The organism is Thalassospira sp. ABL2_045, assembly GCF_056161285.1.
In genome coordinates this window covers 226,052-250,486 of sequence record NZ_JBSWYV010000002.1, presented here as the reverse complement: position 1 = coordinate 250,486, position 24,435 = coordinate 226,052, and the positions used below count along the sequence as shown (strand labels likewise).

The 24,435-nt window shown below is 55.3% G+C and carries 22 protein-coding genes and 2 tRNA genes; 12 read left to right on the top strand and 12 right to left on the bottom strand.

The annotated features are described in order from the left end of the window. Window positions 1–2: 2 nt before the first annotated feature. From mrdA to ACXAIA_RS05305, 5 genes are all read right to left on the bottom strand, one after another. Window positions 3–1,919 (bottom strand): penicillin-binding protein 2, encoded by a 1,917-nt coding sequence (mrdA, locus tag ACXAIA_RS05325; protein ID WP_475348423.1) that lies wholly within the window; start codon window positions 1,917–1,919, stop codon window positions 3–5. 165 nt (window positions 1,920–2,084) lie between these two features. Next, a complete protein-coding gene (gene mreD / locus ACXAIA_RS05320; RefSeq protein ID WP_475346594.1) occupies window positions 2,085–2,600 on the bottom strand; it encodes a rod shape-determining protein MreD in 516 nt (171 codons plus the stop codon). Further along, on the bottom strand, window positions 2,597–3,604 hold the full coding sequence (mreC, locus tag ACXAIA_RS05315; protein WP_475348422.1) for a rod shape-determining protein MreC: 1,008 nt from the start codon (window positions 3,602–3,604) through the stop codon (window positions 2,597–2,599). Before mreC ends, mreD begins: the two co-directional genes overlap by 4 nt. Before the next feature lie 125 nt (window positions 3,605–3,729). Beyond that, on the bottom strand, window positions 3,730–4,770 hold the full coding sequence (locus tag ACXAIA_RS05310) for a rod shape-determining protein (protein WP_008892088.1): 1,041 nt from the start codon (window positions 4,768–4,770) through the stop codon (window positions 3,730–3,732). Between the two features lie 388 nt (window positions 4,771–5,158). Beyond that, window positions 5,159–6,709, bottom strand: coding sequence for a 2-isopropylmalate synthase (locus ACXAIA_RS05305; protein WP_475348421.1), 1,551 nt, complete (start codon window positions 6,707–6,709; stop codon window positions 5,159–5,161). A 633-nt stretch (window positions 6,710–7,342) separates the two neighbouring features. Between ACXAIA_RS05305 and ACXAIA_RS05300 the strand changes: the two genes are divergently transcribed. Both ACXAIA_RS05300 and ACXAIA_RS05295 read left to right on the top strand, forming a co-directional pair. Continuing rightward, window positions 7,343–7,966: a LysE family translocator gene (locus ACXAIA_RS05300; protein ID WP_475348420.1), complete on the top strand. Its 624-nt coding sequence runs from the start codon at window positions 7,343–7,345 to the stop codon at window positions 7,964–7,966. A 127-nt stretch (window positions 7,967–8,093) separates the two neighbouring features. Beyond that, on the top strand, window positions 8,094–8,426 hold the full coding sequence (locus ACXAIA_RS05295) for a hypothetical protein (protein ID WP_475348419.1): 333 nt from the start codon (window positions 8,094–8,096) through the stop codon (window positions 8,424–8,426). 93 nt (window positions 8,427–8,519) lie between these two features. Here the strand turns inward: ACXAIA_RS05295 and ACXAIA_RS05290 are convergent, their stop codons facing one another. Both ACXAIA_RS05290 and ACXAIA_RS05285 read right to left on the bottom strand, forming a co-directional pair. Beyond that, window positions 8,520–9,554: a hypothetical protein gene (locus tag ACXAIA_RS05290; protein WP_475348418.1), complete on the bottom strand. Its 1,035-nt coding sequence runs from the start codon at window positions 9,552–9,554 to the stop codon at window positions 8,520–8,522. Between the two features lie 216 nt (window positions 9,555–9,770). Next, the gene (locus tag ACXAIA_RS05285) at window positions 9,771–10,796 is read right to left on the bottom strand and encodes a GGDEF domain-containing protein (protein ID WP_475348417.1); all 1,026 of its coding nucleotides are present in this window, start codon (window positions 10,794–10,796) and stop codon (window positions 9,771–9,773) included. A 753-nt stretch (window positions 10,797–11,549) separates the two neighbouring features. On the opposite strand from ACXAIA_RS05285, the gene ACXAIA_RS05280 reads away from it, so the two are divergent. The 3 genes from ACXAIA_RS05280 (at window position 11,550) to ACXAIA_RS05270 (ending at window position 13,293) form a co-directional block, all read left to right on the top strand. Then, entirely contained in the window at window positions 11,550–12,134 is a 585-nt protein-coding gene (locus tag ACXAIA_RS05280; protein WP_475348416.1) for a hypothetical protein, read from the top strand. 202 nt (window positions 12,135–12,336) lie between these two features. Next, window positions 12,337–12,543: a cold-shock protein gene (locus ACXAIA_RS05275; RefSeq protein WP_008892097.1), complete on the top strand. Its 207-nt coding sequence runs from the start codon at window positions 12,337–12,339 to the stop codon at window positions 12,541–12,543. A gap of 141 nt (window positions 12,544–12,684) precedes the next feature. Next, window positions 12,685–13,293 (top strand): 5-formyltetrahydrofolate cyclo-ligase, encoded by a 609-nt coding sequence (locus ACXAIA_RS05270; protein WP_475348415.1) that lies wholly within the window; start codon window positions 12,685–12,687, stop codon window positions 13,291–13,293. On the opposite strand, the gene ACXAIA_RS05265 is transcribed toward ACXAIA_RS05270, so the two are convergent. The 3 genes from ACXAIA_RS05265 to ACXAIA_RS05255 all read right to left on the bottom strand — a co-directional run bounded on the left by ACXAIA_RS05265 (window position 13,290) and on the right by ACXAIA_RS05255 (window position 14,020). Then, window positions 13,290–13,682: a GFA family protein gene (locus ACXAIA_RS05265; RefSeq protein ID WP_475348414.1), complete on the bottom strand. Its 393-nt coding sequence runs from the start codon at window positions 13,680–13,682 to the stop codon at window positions 13,290–13,292. The two genes, ACXAIA_RS05270 and ACXAIA_RS05265, sit on opposite strands and share 4 nt — an antisense overlap. A 110-nt stretch (window positions 13,683–13,792) precedes the next feature. Then, a tRNA-Gln gene (locus ACXAIA_RS05260) sits at window positions 13,793–13,866 on the bottom strand. A gap of 80 nt (window positions 13,867–13,946) precedes the next feature. After that, window positions 13,947–14,020, bottom strand: a tRNA-Gln gene (locus tag ACXAIA_RS05255). A 245-nt stretch (window positions 14,021–14,265) separates the two neighbouring features. On the opposite strand from ACXAIA_RS05255, the gene ACXAIA_RS05250 reads away from it, so the two are divergent. From ACXAIA_RS05250 to ACXAIA_RS05230, 5 genes are all read left to right on the top strand, one after another. Next, entirely contained in the window at window positions 14,266–15,456 is a 1,191-nt protein-coding gene (locus tag ACXAIA_RS05250) for a Ppx/GppA phosphatase family protein (RefSeq protein ID WP_475348413.1), read from the top strand. Window positions 15,457–15,516: 60 nt separating this feature from the next. After that, on the top strand, window positions 15,517–16,323 hold the full coding sequence (locus ACXAIA_RS05245; protein WP_475346580.1) for an RlmE family RNA methyltransferase: 807 nt from the start codon (window positions 15,517–15,519) through the stop codon (window positions 16,321–16,323). Window positions 16,324–16,511: 188 nt separating this feature from the next. Further along, window positions 16,512–17,036, top strand: coding sequence for a PAS domain-containing protein (locus ACXAIA_RS05240; RefSeq protein ID WP_475348412.1), 525 nt, complete (start codon window positions 16,512–16,514; stop codon window positions 17,034–17,036). A gap of 223 nt (window positions 17,037–17,259) precedes the next feature. Further along, the gene (guaB, locus tag ACXAIA_RS05235) at window positions 17,260–18,726 is read left to right on the top strand and encodes an IMP dehydrogenase (RefSeq protein WP_475348411.1); all 1,467 of its coding nucleotides are present in this window, start codon (window positions 17,260–17,262) and stop codon (window positions 18,724–18,726) included. A 199-nt stretch (window positions 18,727–18,925) separates the two neighbouring features. Next, the gene (locus ACXAIA_RS05230; RefSeq protein ID WP_475348410.1) at window positions 18,926–20,263 is read left to right on the top strand and encodes an RsmB/NOP family class I SAM-dependent RNA methyltransferase; all 1,338 of its coding nucleotides are present in this window, start codon (window positions 18,926–18,928) and stop codon (window positions 20,261–20,263) included. 131 nt (window positions 20,264–20,394) lie between these two features. On the opposite strand, the gene ACXAIA_RS05225 is transcribed toward ACXAIA_RS05230, so the two are convergent. Beyond that, window positions 20,395–20,685, bottom strand: coding sequence for a hypothetical protein (locus tag ACXAIA_RS05225; RefSeq protein ID WP_475348409.1), 291 nt, complete (start codon window positions 20,683–20,685; stop codon window positions 20,395–20,397). Between the two features lie 290 nt (window positions 20,686–20,975). Here ACXAIA_RS05225 and guaA point away from each other — a divergent pair, with 290 nt between their 5' ends. Next, window positions 20,976–22,529 carry a glutamine-hydrolyzing GMP synthase gene (gene guaA, locus ACXAIA_RS05220; protein WP_475348408.1) on the top strand — a complete coding sequence of 518 codons (1,554 nt, stop codon included), beginning with the start codon at window positions 20,976–20,978 and terminating at the stop codon, window positions 22,527–22,529. Window positions 22,530–22,757: 228 nt separating this feature from the next. Here guaA and ACXAIA_RS05215 read toward each other — a convergent pair whose 3' ends face one another. Beyond that, window positions 22,758–23,519: an SDR family NAD(P)-dependent oxidoreductase gene (locus tag ACXAIA_RS05215; protein WP_475348407.1), complete on the bottom strand. Its 762-nt coding sequence runs from the start codon at window positions 23,517–23,519 to the stop codon at window positions 22,758–22,760. Between the two features lie 353 nt (window positions 23,520–23,872). Between ACXAIA_RS05215 and ACXAIA_RS05210 the strand changes: the two genes are divergently transcribed. Then, the gene (locus ACXAIA_RS05210; protein ID WP_475348406.1) at window positions 23,873–24,430 is read left to right on the top strand and encodes a helix-turn-helix domain-containing protein; all 558 of its coding nucleotides are present in this window, start codon (window positions 23,873–23,875) and stop codon (window positions 24,428–24,430) included. Window positions 24,431–24,435 lie beyond the last annotated feature (5 nt).

The following is a 24,435-nucleotide window of genomic DNA, read 5'->3' as shown; positions in this document are numbered from 1 at the left end:
GCTTAACCCTCGTCCTGATTGGTTTGGGACTTATCCCAGCGCAAATTTGCGCGGTTGGTCGGCGTGGCAGCAGAAATACCCTGACGGGCGGACTGAAGTTCCTGCGCCTTTTGCAGCAGATCACGGACAATCGGCCCCGCAACGCTTGAACCGCCACCGCCATGCTCAACAACTACCGCACAGGCATAGCGCGGGTTGTCGACCGGGGCGAAGGCGACAAACAGGGCGTGGTCACGGTATTTCCATGGCAGGACGTCGTTATCGAGAACGCCGGTGGTTTGGCGTTCGCGCATGGTAATGCGGCGAACCTGGCTGGTGCCACTTTTGCCAGCCATTTCCATGCCTTCGATTTTAATGCGTGCACGATGGCCGGTGCCACGCAGTTCGTTGGTCACACCATTCATGGCATCACGCACACGCGCAAGGTTGGCACGGCTGACCTGAAGTTCAGGGAATTCTTCCGTTTGACGGCTGGTGACACCTTCCGGGGTGACATTATCGCGGGTCAGGTGCGGGCGCACCGCCTTGCCCGATGCCAGTCGTGCCGTCATCGTGCAAAGCTGCAGCGGCGTTGCCAGGACATAGCCCTGTCCGATAGAGGCAATCAAAGTTTCACCACCCTGCCAACGTTTGCCCAACTGGACTTCCTTCCAGTCCTTGGTCGGGATCAGCCCGCTTCGCTCGTTGGGCAGGTCAATACCGGTATCTTCGCCAAGGCCAAGCTTGTGCGCCATGGCTGCGATCCGGTCGATCCCGATCTTCTGGGAAATCTCGTAATAGTAAACGTCACAGGAATGCTTGATGGAATCATGCAGGTCCATCCAGCCATGACCGCCACGTTTCCAGCAGTGGAAGCGCGCATTGCCAAGATCAAGATGCCCGTTGCAGAAGAATTTCTGATTGGGCGTGATGATCCCGGCTTCGAGCCCGGCAAGGGCCACACACATCTTGAAGGTCGAGCCTGGCGCGTAGGTGCCATTAACCGCCTTGTTTGATAGCGGCGCATAGGGATTGTTGACCAGACTGTTCCAAAGCTTGTGCGAAATACCGTTGGTAAACGCATTCGGGTCATAGGTCGGGTGGGATGCCAGTGCCAGCACTTCGCCATTATGGATGTCCATGACAACGGCTGACGCGCTTTCCTTGTCGGACAGGCGCTGATTGGCATAACGCTGCAAATCCAGATCAAGTGTCATGACGACCGTGTTGCCACTGTCGCCTTCCTCGCGTTCCAGTTCGCGAATGACACGTCCAAGCGCGTTGACTTCGACTTGGCTTGTCCCAGCCGTCCCCCGCAGTGCAAGGTCATAAACCTTTTCAACGCCGCTTTTGCCGATGGTAAAGCCCGGCAATTCCAAAAGCGGATCGCCCGTCAATTCCTTTTCCGAGACGGCCGCAACATAACCAAGTGAATGGGCAAGATGCGGGCCTTCCGGATAGTCGCGCGATCGTCCGGCATCAATGATCAGGCCCGGAAGATCAGGTGCGTTGACCCCGACGCGGGCAACTTCATCCCATGTCAGGTTGTCGCGGACCGTGACCGGCACGAATGAACGTCGGCGGGCAACGTCACGCTCGACACGTTCGATGGTGTCGGGACCCAGTTCGATAATCTGATCAAGGATTTGTAACGTGCGGCGGACATCGGGTGTCTGCTCGCGCACGATCATGATGTGATAGTTCTGGCGGTTGACAGCAAGCGGGGCGCCAAACCGGTCGGTGACCAGCCCGCGCGGTGGCGGCAACAGGCGGTGCGAGATGCGGTTTTCATCGGCCAGCGTCTGGTAACGATCGCTTTCAAGCACCTGCAGGTAATACATCCGCGCGGCAAGACCCGTCAGCAATACACCCTTGCCCGCGCCAAGCATCAGCGCGCGTCGGGTAAATAGTCTGAACCGGTCTGAGTCACGATGCCACATGGGCGATGGATACCTGTTTTTGGTCAGTTGCCATAAGGCCGGGCGGTCAATTTCTGGCCCGTTTTAGCCCGCTTGAACCGGGATGAAAACCACCTTCTGCCAGCATAGTGGATAGCCGTTGCCAAATCATCAATATCGCGCAGATTTTTGCCAGCGCAAGGCCCGCTAAACATAGCGCAGAAGACTGTTCTGGGCGCGCGCCAGGACCCAGGCCACAATCGGGAACAGCGCAGCGGTCAGAACATAACTGATCATGGTGGCCTTGATCGGTAGCAGGGCGCCAATCAGGGCCGAGCTCAACAACCACTGCACCAGAAGTGTCGGAATGGCGACAAGCGCAAATCCCCACCACATGACGCTAAAGGGCTTGTTGTGGAAAAAGCGCCCCTGACTTGCCGATCCGGTCTGAACCAGCAACAGGACCAGCGAGCTGACGCCAAGCGGCAAGCCCATCAAAAGGTCCTGCAAAAGCCCAAGGAAAAAGGCGGTCACGCCGGTCAAAAGATCCGGACGGTTCACCGACCAATAGAACACAGCCATCAATGCCAGCGCCGGTGATGCGGTCGAAAGCAGTGGCACACTGATCGGCAGAAGGTTGATCAACAGAAGGACAAAGACACTAAAGGCTGGGAAAAGGCCGCGCGCAATAATGTCCAGTCGCTGCCAGACGCCGGGTTTCACTGGGCTTCCCCTGCCGCATTGGGGGAGGGGGCGTTATTGGCTGCTTGCGCTTCGCTTCCTGCCGGGCTGGCTGGAACAATTCCCACACCGTCGGGAATGTCTGGCGAGACCTCAGTCGTGTTTTCGTTGTTCGTCGGCTGGCTTTGCTCGATACGGTCGTTGCTCAGAATGCCGTGTAGGCCGTAATCGGCAACGCGCAGATATTCAAGCTGATGACGGCGGAACATTGGCGCGACGCGAACCGCATTTTCCGAAACAGACGACACGATGCCGATCGGAATGCCCGGTGGGAAGGCGCCGCCATGACCAGACGTCAAAATGCGGTCCCCCGGTGCGACGGCGGCATCGGCGGTCAGGAAGGTCAGAAGCGGACGGTTGGTGTTGTCACCCGAAAGAAACGCACGGTCGCGGGAGTTCTCGACCACGACCGGCACACGCGAGTTGATATCGGTAATCAGCAGAACACGCGACGCCTGATATCCGGCCTCGGCCACGCGACCGATCAGGCCTTCGTCGGAAATGACAGCCTGTCCCTTGGAGACACCATCGCGCGAGCCGGCGGAAATCATCACACTATGGGCATAGGCACCACCCATGTCGGCAATAACGCGCGATGTCACCAGCTGCAGCGCCGGTGGCGAGGTATAGGTCGCAAGGTCGCGCAGGCGGGCGTTTTCATGCGAAAGATTGCGTGCGGCTTGCTGCCAGGCCAGCAATTGCTGGTTTTCACGGCGCAGGCGCTCGTTCTCTTCATAGAGATGGGCAAGGTTGTAAACCTTGTCGGTCAATTCATTGATGCTGGCAGCGGGGCGGGAAACGATATTCATGACCGGGGATACGAGATCAGCCGACGCCGCACGAATACGTTCGATCAGAACCGTATCGGCCTTGCCCAGAAGCATCAGGCCGAAAGCCGAAAAAATCAGCAATATGAAAGCGAAGCGGTGAAGGGCCGTGCGTAACGGCGAAAAGATACGCTGCTGCGGACCACCATGCTGTGCCAATGTATTCCCCGCGAATTCCCAAAAGGTTGCTCATCATCCCGTGCGGGATATTCAACCATAACGAAATCACCGAGTCGCGTCCAGTAAGGATACGACCCGGTGATGATAATTCAAGCCGACCTTGTTTAGTATGCTGTGTGCAGAACGTTACGCAGCATTTTCTTTTCTTCCAGCGCGCGACCGGTACCCAGTGCAACGCAGGAAAGCGGATCGTCTGCAATCGAAACCGGAAGGCCGGTTGCATGACGCAGAACGTAATCAAGGTTGCCAAGCATCGCGCCGCCACCGGTCAGGACAATGCCCTTGTCCACGATGTCAGCAGCCAGTTCCGGCGGGGTCTGTTCGAGGGCGACCTTGACCGCCTCGATGATTGCCGATACCGGCTCTGCAAGGCTTTCTGCGATCTGACGTTCAGAAATCAGAAGTTCCTTCGGAACACCGTTCATCAGGTCACGACCACGGATTTCAACCGTTGCGCCATCACCATCATCCGGGGCGCAGGCCGAGCCGATTTCTTTCTTTATGCGTTCCGCAGTGCTTTCACCAACCAGAAGGTTATGCGTACGACGGATATAAGCGATGATCGCTTCGTCCATCTTGTCGCCACCAACGCGGACCGAACGTGCATAGACGATACCGCCCAGCGACAGAACGGCAACCTCGGTGGTGCCACCGCCGATATCAACAACCATGGAGCCGGTCGGCTCGGTAACCGGCAGGCCGGCCCCGATTGCAGCAGCCATCGGTTCGTCGATCAACCAGACCTTGCGGGCACCAGCACTTTCAGCACTTTCCTGAATGGCGCGGCGCTCAACGGCGGTTGAACCGGACGGAACGCAGATGATCACTTCCGGGCTCGCGAAGTTGCGGCGGTTGTGAACCTTGCGGATGAAGTGCTTGATCATTTCTTCGGCGATGTGGAATTCCGCAATAACGCCGTCACGCAGCGGGCGGATCGCCTGAATGTACCCCGGGGTACGACCGAGCATTTGTTTGGCTTCTTCACCAACTGCAAGAACCTGTTTCTTGCCTTTTTCGTCGGTGATGGCCACCACGGATGGTTCGTTCAGGACAATGCCACGTCCCTTGACGTAAACCAGTGTGTTAGCGGTGCCCAAATCCACCGCCATGTCGGAGGATAAAACCCCAAGAAGCTTGGAAAACATTCCTGCCCTATGCCCCGGTTAATAGTAAAATCTTGAATACGAATGTATCGGCTTTGATAGCGCAAGGATTAAGCCGATGCACGAATAATCTGCTCAGGGGATTGAGGAATAATTAAGGCGCGTAATTTTCCTGAATTTGCACGTCAAAAACATGATCAGGAATATGATCTTGGCGGATAAGTTCAATTTTCCCCAAGCGATATATCACGTTGTCCTGAGGTTGCATAATAATCAATTCTTGGGCGTTGGTGGTAACTGCGACGTACGTTGAGACGCAATGCGAGTCGCTGAGATACCATGAATAACATGGTGAGCAATCGCATGGCTCAAAACGACGAAGGGGCAGCAAAAATGCCACCCCTTGTTGTGTTTTCGGCGTGAAACCGGATCAGGATGCCATGGCGTCCGGTGCGGTCTTCTTGCTCTTTTCGATCAGCTTGTTCACCGCGGTGACATAGGCAATGCAGGACGCAACTACCGTGTCGGTATCCGATGCGTTGCCAACCACGGTGCGATCTTCGCCGTCGAGCTTCACGGTCACAGTGCCCTGTGCATCGGTGCCCTCGGTAACCGCATGGACCTGATAAAGCTTCAGGCGCCAGTCATGCGGATAGATTTCCTTGATCGCGTTGAAGGTCGCATCAATTGGGCCGTCACCAGTGGTTTTGGCCGTGCGGGTTTCGCCATTAACGGTCAATTCCAGCTCTGCGGTCTGCGGACCCTTGGAGCCACAGGTTACGGTCAGGCCAACAAACTTGATATGTTCGTTGTCACGCAGACCGTCATCAACCAGGGCGACGATATCGTCGTCATAGACTTCTTTCTTCTTGTCTGCCAATTCCTTGAAGCGTGCGAATGCATCCTCGATCGCGTTGTCGCCCAATTCGGCAAAGCCCAACTCCTTGAGCTTTTCCTTGAAGGCATGGCGACCGGAATGCTTGCCCATCACCAGGCTCGATTTGTTCAGGCCAATCGATTCCGGCTTCATGATTTCATAGGTTTCGGAATTCTTCAGGAAACCATCCTGGTGGATGCCGCTTTCATGGGCGAATGCGTTCGCGCCAACAATCGCCTTGTTCGGCTGCACGACAAAGCCCGAAACGGCTGACACCAGCCGCGAGGCGCTCATGATTTTGGTGGTGTCCAGACCCGTGGTGAACGGGAAGGCATCGTTACGGGTGTTGATCGCCATAACGATTTCTTCAAGTGCGGCGTTACCCGCACGTTCGCCCAGACCATTGATGGTGCATTCGATCTGACGGGCGCCGGCATTGGCCGCCGAGATCGAGTTGGCAACAGCCATACCCAGATCATTGTGGCAGTGAACTGACAAGATTGCCTTGTCGATGTTCGGGACACGGTTGATCAGCATCTTCATCAGGTCGGCATATTCGGTCGGCGTGGTGTAGCCGACAGTATCCGGGATGTTGATCGTGGTCGCACCGGCATCAATGGCGGCTTCGACGCAACGGCAAAGGAAGTCGTGCTCGGTGCGCGAACCGTCTTCTGCCGACCATTCGACATCATCGGTGAAGTTGCGCGCCAAGGTCACGCTTTCGATCACCTTTTCCAGAACGCGTTCCGGCTCCATCTGCAATTTGTATTTCATATGCAGGGGGCTTGTGGAGATAAAGGTATGGATACGCTTGTTCTCAGCCGGTTCCAATGCCTCGGCGGCGCGTTCGATATCGCCCTTGGCCGCACGGGCCAACGAGCAGATGGTCGGGCCGGAGATCTGTTTTGCGATTTCATTGACGGACTGGAAGTCGCCGTTCGATGCAATGGCAAAGCCCGCTTCGATAACATCAACCTTCAATTCCGCCAGCGCCTGCGCCACGCGCAGCTTTTCATCAAGCGTCATCGAAGCACCCGGGGACTGTTCCCCATCACGCAAGGTGGTGTCGAAAATGATGACGCGATTGTCGTTTGCACTAGCCATTGTCTTGTTTCCTGATCATTCGGGTCTTTGCCCGGTATGTGAATTCTGTCTGGAAGGAGTGCGGGCCGTCTGGCGCGACTTTTTCCCCTGAGCTGCGGCTAATGGATCGACATGATTTGCGTGTGATCCGGACCGGCATGGTTCGCTCAGGGGCGAGTAAGTCGTAGAGCGCCTAGCTCTGCTAGACCAAGGAGACCGGAAATTAGGTTGAGGGCAGACAGCGCAATGGTGCGCGAAGCGCTGGCTTCGGCACGGTCGGCATATGCATCAATGTTGCAAATGTCTGCGGTCATCGGTCTTCATCAATTGGCTTAGGATGCCAGCCTTTGCTGGCGACGCCCCCAATTTCGTCGCGGGGCCGCTTCAGGTCAAGTAATTTTTGTACCTTTTGGTTTGTTTTTTGAGTGGAATTTAGCGAGGCCGGATTGCGCGGGTCGGTCCGATGCGTCGTTTCCCAACAATACAGCCTTGTTTTTGGTGGCAAACAGATGGGGTGAGGGGGATGTTAAGGCGGTCATGACAAAAAGAGACTGGTCGGGATTTCACTTATGGGTTAGTCATTTCCGCCCTGACGCCGTCATGCCCCAAAAATGACGCTCAGGACACGGCGCCACCCAAGCCACAGGAAACGTTATGCTGAGTTTGTCGTTGATCGGGGCTTTTATCCCCACGGCCTTCTTTGTCTCCATTACGCCGGGCATGTGCATGACACTTGCACTTACCCTTGGCATGACAATTGGTCTGAAGCGTACGCTTTGGATGATGATGGGTGAACTGGTGGGTGTTGGCATCGTTGTAGTTGCGTCTGCGCTTGGTGTTGCCGCCGTCATGCTTCAGTACCCGGCGGTCTTTGCGGTCTTCAAATATATTGGCGGCGCCTATCTGGTGTGGCTTGGCATTCAGCTGTGGCGGTCGCGCGGGCGGATGGCCATTTCGGCAGAGGTCGAAAGCGCCAAGACAGCCTCGGCCGGCGGGTTGGCTGCACAGGGCTTTGTGACGGCAATTGCCAACCCGAAGGGCTGGGCGTTCATGATTTCCCTGTTGCCGCCCTTCATCAGTCTTCAGCATGCCATTGCGCCGCAGCTTTCGGTACTGGTTGCCATCATTCTTGTCACTGAACTGATTTGCATGACGCTTTATGCGACGGGCGGTCGTTCACTGCGCAAGTTCCTTGAAAAAAGCGGCAATGTCCGCATTCTCAACCGGGTTGCCGGCACGCTGATGATCGGTGTGGGTGTTTGGCTTGCGACCAGTTGAGATGGCGGTTTTGCCGATTGCGCAAGCGATCAGCACTATGTCTAATGGCGCATGCGACGTTAGATGTTTGTTTTGTTGTTTGATTCCAAGCATATGTAATCAAACAACTGTTTGAGGGTTTCCGACCATGCGTGAAATACGCTGCATCGTTTTTGAGGACGGCGAACTGATCAAGGCCATTCTGGCCCATGGTCGGCGCACAGGGAAAACGCTTCCGGCTGGTCAGATCAGCAGTTTTGAAGTGGAACGCAAGCCCGAAGTGATCGCGCGTATGACGGTGACCTCTGATGATGGTCAAAAGGCGATTATCCCGACAGCAGGGGCAGAATTGGCGGCAGCAATGATTGCTTATTGCATTGATCGCAAGGTGCCTGTTCCGGCAAATGCATCCAAGTCGATTGCCGTTCTTGACGATCATATCGCGCTCAAGATCACGATGACCGGTGATCAGACCGGCTAGGTTTTCTGATCAGGCGATCTTGAAAAAGCCCATATGACAAAAGGCGCGCTAAACAGCGCGCCTTTGTTCATGTCGGGGAAGGTGGGGCAGGGCTTACCACTGCATCATTTTGCCTTTGAGCTTGCCCATGCGTTCGTCTTCGTTCTTGAAGTTATGCTGCTCGGAAACGCCGTCCTGCACCTTGGTCATCAAAAGCCATTGCTTGACCTTCATGAAGCGCGGGGCCAAGAACTGATAGGTCTCTTTGACCAGATTGACGGCCTTGGGGCCGCGTTCCAGTTCGAGTTCTTCCCACTGTTCAATCAGCGGCTGCCAGGCGCGCAGACGTTTATAGAGGTCGTCACGCTGGCTTCGGATGTACTGGCGCTGGGATGTGAAGTTGCGCAGAACCGACATGATTTCCCCGGTATTGGCGTCCAGCTCGTCAAACGTGGTTTCGAACTTCTTCTTGGCGTCATCAAGCAGGCGAATGGCCTGTGTTACGGTTTCCAGAACACCTTTTTCATGGGCATAGATGCGGCGCAGTTCCTGCATCTTGCGATCCACCATCAGGATCTTGCGATATTTCACGCGAAGCGTCTCGATATAAGACAGCTCGTCTGCGACCTGATGGACAAGGTTGACGACTTCCTCGCGGTTTTCCTTCCCCATGCCAAGCTTCTCGGCAACTTCGTCAAAGGCCTGGTTGATCTTTTTCTTGGTGTTCGGATCTTCGGCGATCTGCATCAGTTCGTCCGGGTCGGTGATGAGCTCCTCGCTCCCCGACATCCAGGTCACCAACTGCATGGTAATACGGTTATAGGCAATCGCCTTGTGGTCTTCGTCAACAGCCCAGGATGCTTCGCCAGTCAGGACTTCGCGTGGCAAATTATCGCCCGGGCGCAGGACGTTGATGAAGTTCAGCGCCTTGTCGATCAGGTTGATCAGATCGCCATCCTTGGATTCCGGGTCGATATCGAATTCCCGGCAAATCGCTTTAAGCGGCAAAGACACAACCGATCCTTCTGCCATTTTCAGGACAAAAAGAGCTTCGTCTGAGACATCAGACTTCTGAAAGTGGCATTCTTCGAACGTTTTGAAAATCTTGTGCTCAAGCTCGATCTTACGTTCGTTACTCGGTGTATTCATCTGCTTCTCCGCCCTGCAAAGCCAGCGCACCACATTACCATGTTGTACATGACAAGCCCGATTGTTAGATCATCGGTCCTGTTCTTTTGGCCTATTCGGACACGTGTGTTAGCTCGGTGTTTTGTTGGTTATTATTCTTGTTTTTATGGTCTGTCTCTCTGTTATCAGAGATGTATTTATTTATGTCCTGTTTTGGTGCATTCTGCAGCGGTTTGTCTATTGGGCAATGCAGGTATTTCGACCATCCTGCTTAGCCATATAAAGTGCTTTGTCTGCGCGGTCCACAAACTCCAGTATATTCTCTCCAAGATGATAGGCCGTCAAGCCAATTGAAACGGTTAACTTACCGAAATCCTTGCCGGTTTTCTTGTTGATAATATGCTGGTTTGAAACGTTTTGTCGCAACTTGTCGGCAAGTTTTTGCGCGTTGTCGGCGGCCGTATCGGGCAGAATGATCGCGAATTCCTCGCCGCCATAGCGTGCAACCGTATCCGCCCCCTTGGTTGAACTGACCAGAACCCGGGCCACAGCTTTGAGAACCCCGTCCCCGGCGCGGTGCCCGAAATTGTCATTGAAATCCTTGAAGTGGTCGATGTCGATCATCAAAAGCGACAGCGGCGCACCGGATTCCATGGTCGTCGTCACGGCATCACGCAAAGAGGAGTCAAAATTCTTGCGGTTGGCAATCCCGGTTAGGGTATCGGTCAACGCATCGCGACGGACAAGCTCAAGCTCGGTGCGCACCCGAAGGACTTCCTTGTGATATTCCTCAAGACTGCCATTAAACGAGCTGTAGGTATCGCGCGCCTTGGTCGATTTCTCCGAAAGATCGCGACTGACAGAGCGCGCTTCTTGTAAGGTAATGTCATCGGCCAGCAGTTGCTGTGATGCCACATCAATCTCGCCGCAGAAGACATCGGTATCGCGCATCACTGATGTGACGGCCTGTTCGACCCGCTCGACCGCGGACTGAAGTCCCTCGACCCCTTGTTTGAGATGCTGCTGCATCGCGTGGGTGCCAAGATATTTGTGGTAAATCCGAAACACCGTCTCTTCATCAAGATCCTGCGTGTTGCGGATCAGAACCTTGATCAACTGGCTGAGTTCGGGAACCTCATCGGTCAGATAGCTGTAAAATACATGATAAACCTGTGGCGTAGGCTGCAGGTTGAGTTCGTTAACGAGCGCCATAACGCTATGAGCAATATCGCGCGGGTTCGCGATCTTGGTTGTCGCTGTCACTGCCTGTTATCCGATCCGAATTCCATACCCATTCAGTTAACGGTGTCCCAATTTCAACCCCGCACCGTTATTAACCGATGCTTTAGGTTGCTCGTACACAATTGAGTGTAATTTATACGTTTTCTATACTGTTATCTCTATCATCGTCTAAAGCATAGGGCTTTGTCACGCAATTCTACCCCAGAGAAAATGACAAAATCAGTCATTTCGAATAAATGGGCCGCTAAGCCTTTGATGACAAGAGTTTCTTGCACAAGTTTTTTGTAAGCCGGCAAAGAAGTCACACAGAAAACTGGTGTCGCAAAAGGCGGCGGGTGAATGATGGTATCGCATCTTGTTTTTCGTGCAGTCCGAGTGCTTTCATCTGTCACGATTTTGCTTATCGTGTCTGCGGTGCCGCTGCGCGCAGATAAACAGAAATCTGATGAAATCACTGTTTCTGGCGAGGTCAAAGTCGGCAATTTTGCTGTTGTCTCACCTTGTTGATTGTCGACGCTCGATGCTGCGCAAAGCACATTCTATGATGCGCTTCTGGCCGCACCCAACATGGCCTGATGTGCCGCGATCCGTTGCGCGCGGCGTCAGCCCGATAACCATAAATTCAGGGCGTTCAAGTGATCCGAAACTTCAATCTAAAAGCACGATGGATGGTGTTGGGGGCGATGGTTGTTATGGCCCTGGGGTTTGGGGCCTCTGCTGCGCAGGCGACCGATGCCGTCAGGGTTGCGAGCAATATCGTGTTTGAGGCCAAATGTGGGGCGTTATGCACTTCCGGAACAGCGTAAATTTATCACGCTCCTTGGGGCGCAGATGCGCCCGGTGGCGTTCGATGTGTTTCCCTATAACCGGTTTCGCGATGCCCTTGATAGCGGATTGACCGACTGTGTTCTGGCCTCGCGCCCGACCACGTTTGAAAATACCATCGCATCTGACAGCAAGGTTCGGTTTGAGCTCAGGGTGTTTCAGCGTGTCGTCATCGATATTCGCGCCTTGCCCAAGGTGGATGTGGGGATCCTTGCCAATTTGCCACGACCGGAACTTTCGCTGCGCGGGGAGGTCGTCAGGCATGACTTAAGCAGTCTTGAGCAGGCCGTCGATCTTCTGGTTGCCAACCGTTTGACCGGGATCATTGGCGACAGCACCAATATCCGCGTGTTTGGTCGGACCGATATCGTCGCAGCCGATTTGCCGCCGGTGATTGTGGTCGATCTGTCGCTGATTTGTCGCGATACAGAACCTTTGCGAGAATTAGTGTCTATATTTGATTTATCTATGGGTGTGTTCGGTTCAGGCCGGTTGCAGCCCGGTGATACACATCACATGGCAGATAATTCCTGATGGTAAAAAAGAACTTAATACATGAATCCATTGCACTAAGCCAAAATTTCGGTAATTATTGAAACGATGCAGTGCATCTTTCAAGTGCGTGGTTGCTTTCTGGTTGATGGTAATTGTGCCCTTGCGCGGTGTAAGGTAGGGACTGTTTTCAAGCATTTCTGACTTTGGAAATGCGCATACTAAACTAAGGACGACTACGGATATGGCTACCGGAACGGTTAAGTGGTTCAATGCGACCAAGGGTTATGGCTTCATCACCCCGGACGAGGGCGGCAAAGATGCATTCGTGCACATTACCGCTGTTCAGCGTGCTGGTCTGCAGGGACTTGATGAAGGGCAGAAAATTCAGTTTGAGCTGATTGAAGGTCGCAATGGCCGCATGTCGGCAGAAGAACTCGCCATTCTCTAAATTTCTATCTGGCTTGCAGCTTTCTTTGCTGACAACCGTTAACGCGCCGGGTTTCCGGCGCGTTATGCGTTTATGGGCCCGGGTTTTTGATGTAGCCTCCCGGAACGACTTTGATAAAACCGGCAAACTTTCCAGGCATTCATGATCCTTGATCTTCCCGCTGCACCCGCCACCGGTGACGCAACCAGCCAGTCAGAATGGCGTCACGCTGTCAGGCGGGCCTTGTTGGGCTGGCGGGCTGGCCTTGATGCGGCGACCCATCATCAGCTCTCTGATAAAATTCGCACGCAGTTTGCGACGTTCCTTGCCGATCATGGCAATACCAATGTCGGTTTTTACTGGCCAATCCAGAACGAGATCGATGTGCGCCCGGTGATCGAAGGGCATATTGCATCCGGGGGCCGTGCGGCCTTGCCGGTGGTGTCGGGCAAGGATCAACCGATGGTCTTTCAGGCATGGACGCCGGAAACCGAAATGGTGCCGGGCTTTGCCCGTATTCCGGAACCCAGGGGAACAGACGTGGTTGCAGTCGATGTTCTGCTCGCCCCGCTTGTCGGCTTTGACGGGCAGGGCTACCGGCTGGGCTATGGCGGTGGGTTCTTTGACCGGACATTGGCGGCATGTGATCCCAAGCCACTGGTCATCGGCATCGGCTTTGAGGTAACCCGTCTTGATGACATTTTGCCCCATCAATATGACGTCCCGGTCGATGTGCTGATCACCGACCAGGGTATTACCCGGATCGCTTAATCCTCCCGGCGGCCTTCCGATGTGCGATCGCGTTCATAGTGATGCTTGATCGGAAGTTCAGGAAACCAGGCTTCTCGCCGGATCGTCCAAAGCTCGTAGGTCGGGATGAATTGGTCCGGGGCGTCAAAGGCGCCCAGATGCACCTCGATCTCGTCCTCGGTGCGCGAAAAGACCGATGACCCGCACGCCGCACAGAAATGCCGTCCCTGAAAGCTGCTTGTTTCCCCGTCAACCTTGACGGCCTGATCCGGAAAAACGGCAGAGGCATGAAACAACGCCCCGTGATGTTTGCGGCAATCAAGACAATGGCAAAGCCCGACCCGATAGGGCTCACCTCCGATCGTAAATCGGATCTTGCCGCACAAGCAGCCACCGGTCGCGGTTTTCATATAATGCCCCAATCGCGATAAATAATGCGGCACTCTAAAACGAAGATGCACAGGCGGCAACTATGCTGCTGTCTGAAATGGGTAAGGCTTTTGGGGAAGGTTGGGCAAAGTGGCTGGGGAACCTGGATTCGAACCAGGACTGACGGAGTCAGAGTCCGTAGGTCTACCGTTAACCTATTCCCCAGCAGGACTTTGCGTACGTCATTTATAGCCCGGAACGTACAAATTGCGTGGCAAAGAATGCGCTGCAATATCCGGAAAGGTTGGCTGGGGAACCTGGATTCGAACCAGGACTGACGGAGTCAGAGTCCGTAGGTCTACCGTTAACCTATTCCCCAACAAAACTTGGTCCACCATGCACGACATGCGGCGCGGTGTGGGCCGCTATGTATAAAACCCGCCCGGTTTTGGCAACCCCTTTTTTGTTTCGATCTGTTCAACCATGCGATTACGGCATACGGGATTTGCCTTGCGGGGGATTGTCGTTACACTCATATAGTTGATTCGCAAGATCGTCACATAAATGTCTTGATGATCAGCGATACGGAATATGCGCACGTAACAAAAGGCAGGTTTTCGAAAGGTGAAGCACGTTTCTCCCCATAGCAACACGCACAGGGCCAGCAGCCCGGCAGGCGGCGCTGCAATGGGCGGGCATGCCGTGCTGGATGGTCCGGATAAACCGGGCATGCCGCAACCGGGAACCGCCGTTCACGTGCCGGATCATGGTGGCAAATCGTCACGCATGGTCGATTGCATCACCGCCCCGATTTATGCCGCGATTGATCTTGGCAGCTCGAATTGCCGACTTCTGGTCGCGCGTCCCTGTAATGACGGCTTCAAGGTCATTGATGCCTTTTCGCGCGTTGTTCGCCTTGGCGAAGGTGTGCGTGAAAAGGGCTATCTGTGTGATGCGGCGATGGATCGCGCGATTGACGCGCTGCGTGTTTGTGCCAAGAAATTGCGCCGCCATCCCGGTGCGAAACTGCGTGCGGTCGCGACCGAGGCCTGCCGCAGTGCCGATAACCGCGAAGAATTCGTGCGTCGCGTGTTTGATGAAACCGGCATTTCACTTGATATCATCAACCCGGATGAAGAAAGCCGCCTGGCCCTTCAGGCCTGCTCGGCACTGCTTGATGAACGCCCTTATGCGGTGGTGTTCGATATTGGCGGTGGCAGTACCGAAATCTGCTGGATCAAGGTGGATAAAACCGGCAAGACCCAGTGCATTGAAACGCTTTCCATGCCGTGTGGTGTTTTGTGCCTGACCGAACGTTATGCCACGGTTGAGGAACGCCGCGAACGGTTTGAAGCCATGCGCAGCGAGATCCGGCAGCGTCTCGAAGAATTTGCGCAGCGCAATTGCTGCTCGGACATGCTTGATGATGACAAGGTCCAGATGGTTGGCACATCGGGTACCGTGACCACATTCTGCGGTATTGCCTTGGGCCTTGAACGGTATGAACGTCACAAGGTCGATGGGTCTGATCTGCGCTTTGATGATGCGGAACGCGTGACCGAATTGCTTTTGCGGATGGGATCGGACAAGCGCAAGGGGCATCCCTGCATCGGTAATCAGCGTGCCGAACTGATGGATGCCGGGGCTGCGATCTTTGCCGCGATTCGTGATATCTGGCCGCTGGCGACGCTCAAGGTTGCCGACCGTGGCCTGCGTGAAGGCATTCTGGTCGATTTGATGCGTGCAGACGGCCATGCTATTGACCCGTGCGACGCGCGCCGTCATACAGTGTCCCATATTCCGGCTTCCTCCTGATCGGTTGACGTTTGTGTCCCGACAGGTTTGACCAAAACAGAATTCAGTTCAGGATAGATCATGAGCGACAATCGCAGCGGAAAAGGCGGGCAGCGCCGCCGCAAGGGTTCGGCCATTGCAGCCATCGATACCGGCGCACGCCGTGGCCTGCGCACGCGGGTGAAAAGTGCCAAGGGGCGCAAGCTGTCCTCGACGCGCTGGCTCGACCGCCAGCTCAATGATCCCTATGTGCAGGAAGCCAAACGCTTGGGCTATCGATCCCGCGCGGCCTTCAAGCTGATTGAAATCAACAACCAGTTCGATTTGCTGAAACCCGGCATGCGCATTGTTGACCTTGGCGCAGCTCCGGGTGGCTGGACGCAGGTGGCGGTTGATATGGTCGGCTCCAAACATGGCAAGGGCCAGGTCGTTGGCCTTGATATCCTTGAATGGGAAGGTATTTCGGGCGCGACCTGTTTGCAGGCGGACTTCCTCGACATCCAGGCGCCTGACATGATCAAGCATGAATTGCAGGGCCCGGTGGATGCCGTGATCTCGGATATGTCGCCGGAAACCACCGGCCATCGTCAGACCGACCATATCCGGATTATCGATCTGGTCGAACATGCGCTTTTGTTTGCTGAAGAAGTTCTGGCACCGGGCGGGATTTTCATCGCCAAGGTGTTCAAGGGCGGAACGGAGAACGACCTGCTTGACCGCGTGAAGAAGAATTTCCGCGTCACCAAACACGCCAAGCCACCAGCATCGCGCCCGGAAAGTCCCGAGGCCTATCTGATCGCAACCGGCTTCCGCGGGCAGAACAATGCCGAAGACGACATCAAGAATGCCGAGATTCGCGAAGACGACAGCTGGTCGCCTGTCGAATAACAGGCGAAAAATTATTCCAGTATCCACAAGGCGCTAGACTGGAATAGTTATAATTCTTCAGGCATTGTTGCGTTACATCAAACCCTGATCAGGCTGTTGGCTTTAATGATCAGAGGGCAAGGTAAAAAACCTTGCAGAATGGGTGGAACGGGCCATGTGGGGTGGCCATTGCTTGTGGGAATTATCTGATGAAACAGGACAACTTAAGCCTGACAGGTGTGGAGCGTCATTTTGACGAGCATGAGATCATTGTCTCCAAGACCGATCTCAAAGGCAGAATAACCTATGCCAATGACACGTTCCTGCGTGTCGCCGGATATCGGGAACGCGATATCCTTGGTCAGCCGCACAGCATCATCCGACATCCTGACATGCCCAGATGTGTTTTTGCCCTGCTGTGGCAAACCATCGAGGCCGGGCGTGAGATTTTCGCTTATGTGATCAATCGCAGTGCTAATGGTGATCATTACTGGGTGCTGGCCAATGTCACGCCGACCTTTGGTCCGGATGGCAAGATCATCGGATATCATTCCAACCGCCGTGTGCCGCGCCGTGACGCGGTCGACAAGGTCATCCCGCTCTATAAGGCACTTTGCGACGAAGAGGCAAAGGAAGCCAACCGCAAGGAAGGCATGGCGCGCGGGATCAAAATGGTCACGGGCCTGCTTGCCGATGCCGGGATGGATTACGACCAGTTCGTCTTTAGCCTCTAGGTGAAGGTGCGGCTTGTTGCTGGCTTGGCGCTTGCCCTGCGGTCCGCATTTGCAGAAACAAAAAAGGGGCTCGCCTGACGGCAGCCCCATCGACCAGTTTCTAACGGAATGCGCAAAATAAAGCATCAATAAAATCACAGGGCTGTTATGGGCGCACAAAACTTGGCATTTGGGGCATAACGTGTATAAATTCCGCGCCAACTCAGATTAACGAGGTGGCCAGATGACCCGCATTGCCGAAGCCCTGACGTTTGACGACGTATTGATCAAACCCGCAGCATCAGAAGTGCTGCCTGCTCAGGTGCAGACCAACACCCGCATTACCAAGAATATCGAACTCAAAATCCCGCTGCTTTCCTCGGCAATGGATACCGTAACCGAAAGCGCAATGGCGATTGTCATGGCACAGCATGGCGGCATGGGGGTCATTCACAAGAACCTCGATATCGCCCAGCAGGCCGAAGAAGTTCGCCGTGTGAAAAAGTTCGAATCGGGTATGGTTGTTAACCCGATCACCATTCATCCCGATCAGACGCTGGCCGATGCGCTCGACCTGATGGATGCCAACCACATTTCCGGTATTCCGGTTGTCGAACGTGGCTCGAACAAGCTGGTCGGTATCCTGACCAACCGTGATGTGCGTTTCGCATCCAACCGTTCGCAGCCGGTTTCCGAACTGATGACCCACGAAGGTCTGGTCACGGTGACCGAGAATGTCGAAACGATTGAGGCCAAAAAACTCCTTCACCAACACCGCATTGAAAAGCTGCTTGTTGTTGATGAGGCCTATCGTTGCACCGGCCTGATCACGGTCAAGGACATCGAAAAAGCCAAGCTGCACCCGAATGCCTGCAAGGACGAAAGTGGTCGTCTGCGCGTTGCTGCGGCAACGGGTGTCGGGGAATCCGGTTTTGAACGTGCCGCCGCCCTTGTCGAAGCCGGTGTGGACGTTCTCGTTATTGATACCGCACATGGCCATTCGGCGGGTGTGATCAAGGCGGTCGAGCAGATCAAGGCACAGGTTGGCGATACCCAGATCATTGCCGGTAACGTAGCAACTGCCGAAGCCGTCAAGGCCCTGGCAGAAGCCGGTGCCGACGCCGTCAAGGTCGGTATCGGCCCAGGCTCGATCTGTACGACCCGTATCGTTGCCGGTGTTGGCGTCCCGCAGCTGACCGCGGTTCTTGAATGCGGCGAAATGTCGCAAAAGCTTGGTGTGCCGATCATTGCCGATGGCGGCATCAAGTTTTCCGGCGATATCGCAAAGGCGATGGCAGCCGGGGCTAACACCTGCATGGTCGGCTCGCTTCTGGCGGGTACCGACGAGGCACCCGGTGAAGTCATCCTCTATCAGGGACGTTCCTATAAGTCCTATCGTGGCATGGGCTCGGTCGGAGCGATGGCACGTGGCTCGGCGGACCGTTACTTCCAGCAGGATGTTCAGGACAATCTGAAACTGGTCCCCGAAGGCATCGAAGGCCGCGTTCCTTACAAAGGTCCGGCTGGTCAGATCATCCACCAGCTGGTTGGTGGTCTCAAGGCATCGATGGGTTATACCGGTTCGGCTACCCTTGCGGACTTCCGCGAACGCGCCGAGTTTGTCCGCATCACCAATGCGGGCCTGCGTGAAAGCCACGCCCATGATGTGACGATTACCCGCGAAGCACCGAACTATCGTCCGGGCGGCTAAGGCGGTTGCGCCCGCTGATTGGCGGACCAGCCTTGCGTTTCATGCGGTTGGCGAATGGTTCTTGCCATGATATGAGGCGCATTCAAATTTCGATGACGGCAGGCATCCCTGCCGTCATCAGCTTTTTTCAGGTAGAGTGATCGTTTGCTTCCCATATGCGAAGCAGTTCATCACCCGCAAACAGGTTGGATTTTTCGCTTTGAAACCCGGTGCCCGCATAGCAGCCGTTATTGAACTTTACGATGGCTGGACCCATAACCGAGATGACGCCGACCGCGTTGTGTCAGGCTATTTCGGATCACGCCGGTATATCGGTGGCGGGGATCGTCGCGAAATCAGTGAGCGTTTCTATAACCTGATCCGCCATCAGGCCCGTCTGGGCTGGTGGCTGGCCGAATGCGACTATCAGTTCCAGGACGGCCGTGCACGCATGATCGCCGAGCTCGTCCTGCATGACGGCTTGGACCGCGACACCATCGAAGGGCTGTTTAACGGCGATCAGTTCTGCCCCGATGAACTGCGCCCGAATGAACGGCATCTTGCCAACAAGCTTGCGGGTAACAGCCTTGATCATGATGCGCAGCCAGGTGCGGTCAAAACCGAACTGCCAAAATGGCTCTATGCAGAGCTGCTCAAGCTCCATCATGAAAATCTGGCAGACGAGATGGCGGCCTATAACCAGCCGGCCAAGCTTGACCTGCGGGTCAATCGCCTGCGGGGTTCCGTCGAAGATGCGATCAAGTCGCTGAAATCCGATGGCATCAAGGATATCGAACGTACCAAATATGCGCCCAATGGTTTGCGCCTGCCGCTTGGCCTCAACATGCTGGTAACCAAGGCCTATAAGGATGGCCTGATCGAAATTCAGGATGAGGCATCGCAGATTTGCGTCAACCTTGTGGGGGCGAAGCCCGGCATGACGATCCTTGATATGTGCGCAGGCGGTGGCGGCAAAACGCTTGGCATGGCTGCAGACATGCGCGGCAAGGGCCGCATTCTTGCCTGCGATACCCATGGCGGTCGTCTGGACAATGCCCGTAAACGTGCGCGCCGTGCAGGCGCAGGTGATTGCATTCAGCAGCGCATCATTGCCGATGAACGCGATAGCTGGCTGCGCAACAAGTCAGGCTTCTTTGATCGCGTGTTACTGGATGTACCGTGTTCGGGTCTTGGGACGCTCCGTCGTAACCCGGCACTGCGCTGGCGTATCGGGCAGCGCGATCTGCGGGCCCTGATGGCGCAGCAAAGCAAAATTCTTAAGGCCGGTGCCGCAAAGGTCACCAAGGGCGGACGCCTGATTTATGCGACCTGCTCGATCATGCCCGAAGAAAATGAACGTCTGATCGAAACCTTCATGCGCGATCGCAAGGACTTCAAACCTGTGCCGATCAGTGAAATCTGGCCGGATGCGCCGAAATCGGTGCCAGTCCCGGGTGGCAAGGACAAGCCCTGGCTGCGTCTGTCGCCGAATGTCCATGGCACGGATGGCTTCTTTGTTGCGGTGTTCGAACGTACAGCAAAAGGCAAGGTAAAGTAATGGCAGTGGCGGGCATGGCATATGAAACCCAAGCCAAGCCTCATGCCGCCCTTACTCTGCCTGTAAAGAAAAAGGCCCTGCGCGCGATGCTCGCAGGGCCGATTTTGTTTAACCGTGAACGCAAGAATGCGTTACTCGGTGGACTTTACCGGCTCGTCAAAGATGCTGCCGGTGCCGGTTGCGTTGCCATCACCTTTGGATGCGTCGCCGTTCTCAAGGTTTTTCATGCCCGGAACGATTTCCTCGACGCTATCGGGGATCAGGCTTTTGCTGCTTTCGCTTGGCGCGGCTTCTTCGCTGTTGGTGACGGGCAGGGTGGTGCCGCCGCCTTTCTGGGTCATGGCGATCGCGGTTGCCGTACCCGCAATCAGGATAAGGCCCGCAACGGCCATGGCGATTTTGCTGCCGGTAGAACTGCTCATGATAATGTGTCCCTTGCTCTGCGTGATCGTGTGCTGCTCATGCTTGGACGGGGTGTTTCCCGTGTTCCGTTAGGGTGGATACTGCGCGGCTATTGCGCAGAAAAAAGGGACCAATTGTGGGATTTTCGGGGTGGCTTGCGCGCAAAACCGCCGCAATTGACCATCCCGTCTCGCAAGGCTTGGAAAAGTTTTTTGAATGCATCGTTGGGTGACCACCTGCGCCGGGTTGCCCATGACGATGGTTTGGCGTATGTACGGCGCAACCCAATCTTCGACGGAGATACGGCCCGATGACTGATCGCGTGCTGATTATTGATTTTGGATCCCAGGTCACCCAGCTGATTGCACGTCGCGTGCGCGAAAGCGGTGTCTATAGCGAGATCCATCCTTTTAACAACATCTCGGACGCGTTCCTGGATGAATATGCCCCCAAGGCCGTGATCCTTTCGGGTGGTCCGGCTTCGGTCCACTGGGACAAGGCGCCGTCTGCACCGGCCAAGGTGTTTGAGCTGGGCATTCCGGTTCTGGGCATTTGCTACGGTCAGCAGACCATGGTCAATCAGCTGGGCGGCAAGGTTTCGACCTCCGATCATCGTGAATTCGGGCGTGCCTTTGTCGATGTGATCGAGGATTGCGAGCTTTTCAAAGGGGTCTGGGCCGAAGGCGCACGCGAACAGGTCTGGATGAGCCACGGCGACCGCGTTGACGCGCTGCCTGATGGCTTCCGTGTTGTTGGCAAGTCCGACGGGGCGCCGTTTGCAGCCATCGCCAATGACGAGAAGAAATTCTACGCCGTGCAGTTCCACCCGGAAGTGGTTCATACCCCGCATGGCGCACAGCTCCTTAGGAACTTCACGCACGGTGTTGCCGGGTGCTCCGGCGACTGGACCATGCATGCCTATAAGGACGATGCGATCGACAAAATCCGCAAGCAGGTCGGGGATGGCAAGGTCATCTGTGGTCTGTCGGGCGGTGTTGACAGCTCCGTTACCGCGGTTCTGATCCACGAAGCCATTGGTGATCAGCTGACCTGTGTGTTTGTCGATCATGGTTTCATGCGTGCGGGCGAAGCCGATCAGGTCGTCTCGCTGTTCCGTGACCACTACAACATTCCGCTGGTGCATGTGGATGCCTCGGAAACCTTCATCGGCGCGATCGAAGGTGAAACCGATCCGGAAGTTAAACGCAAAACCATCGGCCGTCTCTTCATCGAAGTGTTCGAAGAAGAAGCCAAGAAAATCGGTGGTGCCGACTTCCTGGCACAGGGCACGCTTTATCCCGATGTGATTGAAAGTGTGTCCTTTACCGGCGGCCCGTCAGTGACCATCAAGTCGCACCATAACGTTGGCGGCCTGCCGGAACGCATGAACATGAAGCTGGTCGAACCGCTTCGTGAGTTGTTCAAGGATGAAGTCCGTGATTTGGGCCGTGAACTCGGCCTGCCCGACAGCTTTGTCGGCCGTCACCCGTTCCCTGGTCCGGGCCTTGCGATCCGTATTCCGGGTCAGCCGATCACGCGTGACAAGCTTGATGTGCTGCGCAAGGCAGACGCGATCTATCTCGAAGAAATCCGCAATGCCGGTCTTTATGACGCCATCTGGCAGGCATTCGCCGTGCTGCTGCCGGTGCGTACCGTTGGTGTTATGGGCGACGGTCGTACATACGATTATGCCTGTGCACTGCGCGCGGTCACCTCAACCGACGGTATGACGGCAGACTTCTTCCCGTTCCCGCCAGAACTGCTCGGCCGCATCGCCAACCGCATCATCAACGAAGTCAACGGCATCAACCGCGTGACCTACGACTTCACCTCGAAACCCCCGGGGACGATTGAGTGGGAGTAAGTTTTCCGCTTCAGAAAACAGCAAACGGCGCGTTCCATAAAAGGACGCGCCGTTTTGTTTTGGGTTCAGTTTGAGCCCGGCCCCTCAGAGCCACAATCCCCTGTAGAGTTACATGCATTCGACAATGCCTGTTGGACGCTGCGCTGCCAGTTGAAGGTCAGGCAGGAAGTCAGAGAGAGGATTGCAACAAACGTCATGGTCACGCGAAGGGGGCGCATGGCTTGTGCCTTACTTGTTGGCGCGAAGGGCCGGGAGGCCGACGCCTGTGGTTTCGAACCCGCCGTCGGCAGCAACGATCTGGCCGGTGACGAAGCTTGCCTTTTCCGAGCACAGGAAGTGGATGACTTCGGCGATTTCGTTTTCTGTGCCGTAACGCCCCAGCGGCATGGCGTCGAGGTAGGCCGAGATGATTTCTGGTGAATGCACGGCCATTGCCAATTTGGTTTTGACCGGGCCGGGGCAAACGCAATTGGCGCGGATGCCATATTCACCAAGTTCGGCGGCCTGTTGTTTGGTCATGTGAATAACCGCCGCCTTTGACGTGCCATAGGCCACGCGCAACGTTGATGCCCGAAGGCCCGAGATCGAGCCGATATTGACAATCGCGCCCTTGGTTTCCTTGAGTGCAGGGATCGTCGCCTGCGAGACGAGGAACACACCATCAAGGTTGGTTTCCATAATCCGGCGCCAGGCAGCAAAGCTGGTTTCTTCGACCGGCAGGAAGTCGGCAACACCGGCATTGTTCACCACAGCATCAAGCCGCCCAAAGGCCGAAAGGACCGCATCGACCATCTCGTCAACCTGTACTGGGTCCGAGACATCATATTCAAAGGCCGAAGCCGCATCGGAAACAGTTTTTGACGCAGCATCCAGTTCCGGTCCGTCACGATCAATCATGGCGACTTTCCAGCCCTGATCGATAAACAGTTTGGTGGTGGCAAGTCCGATACCGCGTGCAGCACCCGTGACCAATGCGACTTTCTGCGTCATTGAATGACTTCCTTTCCTGAAGCGTTTTCCCTGTTGGTGCGGGCTTGTGCCCGCTGATGTCGCGCCTGTTCTTGATCTTCATATAGGCAAATCAGATTACCAGCGGCAAGGACTCTATGGTCGATGCTGTCGGGGCAGCGTGCTGCATATGTGATTCCAACCATATTTCCTTGCTGCGACCTCAAAAACGTTAGTTGGGGAACAGGGGCTGGTTCCCGGAAAACCGCGATACGGAGGGTCGAAATCAACCGGACGTGAAAAAATACCGAAAATTTTCATAGACGGATTGTGAAAAATACGACACAAATTTCACGAAGCTTGATGCCAAGCTGCGAGACCTTTTGAGGAAAGTCATGTCGAACGCTGCCAAACTCGGTCAGGACATTCGTGCCCTGCGAAACGCCCGGAAGATGACGCTTGATAAGATGTCACAGCAGTTGGGGCGATCTGTTGGCTGGTTGTCACAGATTGAGCGTGGTCTTTCTGTGCCGACGATGGAGGATCTGCGTGAGATCGCCGCGCTGTTTGATGTGCCGTTGTCGCTGTTTTTCGGCACCACAGAAGCACCGGAGAATGAGCAGGGACGCGTTGTGCGCGCTGCCGCCAGGCGTCAGATCGGGGCGTATGACAGCGGTTTGGTCGAAACCCTGATTTCGCCGGATCTGACTGACGATTTCGAAGTGATCCATTCCACCTTCAAACCCGGGGCAGAGATCGCGGACAGCATCAAACGTCCAACCACCGAGGTCGTCTATCTGATCTCCGGGACCCTCGATCTATGGATCGAGGATGAGATGTACACGATTTCCACCGGTGACAGTTTCCGCATTCGTGGTGACAGCTATCGCTGGTCCAATCCTTATGACATCCCGGCGGTTGCGCTGTGGATTATTTCTCCGCCAGTGTATTGAGGTTT

What these genes read in the sequence shown, in the direction of transcription:
- mrdA (WP_475348423.1), bottom strand. Translation starts at nt 1,919, where the DNA reads ATGTGGCATCGTGACTCAGACCGGTTCAGACTATTTACCCGACGCGCG.
- ACXAIA_RS05310 (WP_008892088.1), bottom strand. Translation starts at nt 4,770, where the DNA reads ATGTTTTCCAAGCTTCTTGGGGTTTTATCCTCCGACATGGCGGTGGAT.
- ACXAIA_RS05305 (WP_475348421.1), bottom strand. Translation starts at nt 6,709, where the DNA reads ATGGCTAGTGCAAACGACAATCGCGTCATCATTTTCGACACCACCTTG.
- ACXAIA_RS05300 (WP_475348420.1), top strand. Translation starts at nt 7,343, where the DNA reads ATGCTGAGTTTGTCGTTGATCGGGGCTTTTATCCCCACGGCCTTCTTT.
- ACXAIA_RS05295 (WP_475348419.1), top strand. Translation starts at nt 8,094, where the DNA reads ATGCGTGAAATACGCTGCATCGTTTTTGAGGACGGCGAACTGATCAAG.
- ACXAIA_RS05290 (WP_475348418.1), bottom strand. Translation starts at nt 9,554, where the DNA reads ATGAATACACCGAGTAACGAACGTAAGATCGAGCTTGAGCACAAGATT.
- ACXAIA_RS05275 (WP_008892097.1), top strand. Translation starts at nt 12,337, where the DNA reads ATGGCTACCGGAACGGTTAAGTGGTTCAATGCGACCAAGGGTTATGGC.
- ACXAIA_RS05270 (WP_475348415.1), top strand. Translation starts at nt 12,685, where the DNA reads ATGATCCTTGATCTTCCCGCTGCACCCGCCACCGGTGACGCAACCAGC.
- ACXAIA_RS05265 (WP_475348414.1), bottom strand. Translation starts at nt 13,682, where the DNA reads ATGAAAACCGCGACCGGTGGCTGCTTGTGCGGCAAGATCCGATTTACG.
- ACXAIA_RS05245 (WP_475346580.1), top strand. Translation starts at nt 15,517, where the DNA reads ATGAGCGACAATCGCAGCGGAAAAGGCGGGCAGCGCCGCCGCAAGGGT.
- ACXAIA_RS05240 (WP_475348412.1), top strand. Translation starts at nt 16,512, where the DNA reads ATGAAACAGGACAACTTAAGCCTGACAGGTGTGGAGCGTCATTTTGAC.
- guaB (WP_475348411.1), top strand. Translation starts at nt 17,260, where the DNA reads ATGACCCGCATTGCCGAAGCCCTGACGTTTGACGACGTATTGATCAAA.
- ACXAIA_RS05225 (WP_475348409.1), bottom strand. Translation starts at nt 20,685, where the DNA reads ATGAGCAGTTCTACCGGCAGCAAAATCGCCATGGCCGTTGCGGGCCTT.
- guaA (WP_475348408.1), top strand. Translation starts at nt 20,976, where the DNA reads ATGACTGATCGCGTGCTGATTATTGATTTTGGATCCCAGGTCACCCAG.
- ACXAIA_RS05215 (WP_475348407.1), bottom strand. Translation starts at nt 23,519, where the DNA reads ATGACGCAGAAAGTCGCATTGGTCACGGGTGCTGCACGCGGTATCGGA.
- ACXAIA_RS05210 (WP_475348406.1), top strand. Translation starts at nt 23,873, where the DNA reads ATGTCGAACGCTGCCAAACTCGGTCAGGACATTCGTGCCCTGCGAAAC.